This is a genomic window from Staphylococcus sp. EG-SA-15 (assembly GCF_017151895.1).
GTDB lineage: Bacteria > Bacillota > Bacilli > Staphylococcales > Staphylococcaceae > Staphylococcus > Staphylococcus aureus.
This window is the reverse complement of the sequence record NZ_JACVZN010000171.1, coordinates 1-242: the sequence shown is the minus strand read 5'-3', so window position 1 is coordinate 242 and position 242 is coordinate 1. Positions and strand designations below refer to the sequence as shown.

The window sequence follows — 242 nt, the reverse complement described above, 5'->3', positions numbered from 1 at the left end:
CAAATTATCTATAGTTGAATCCTGGAAAAACACTATCATAGCAGGTATAAATACTAATCTAAGAAAACCTAAAACATCGTATACAATTTTCGAAAATTTAAAATTCGGATTATTCGAGAAGCTTATAGAAACGATGTAATTGAAAATAATAAACAGTTCTATCAAGAGATAGGCAGGATATTTAATGAATAAGATATATAATGTCACTTCATATGTTATTGCCATTTTAATGTTTCCTTGCC

Annotated in this window: 1 pseudogene; it reads right to left on the bottom strand. The window is 27.3% G+C overall.

Features of this window, described 5'->3' with window-relative positions:
* A pseudogene (locus IDG64_RS14920) lies at positions 1-225 on the bottom strand (type 8 capsular polysaccharide synthesis protein Cap8I); the annotation flags it as partial.
* Between the last annotated feature and the right edge of the window lie 17 nt (positions 226-242).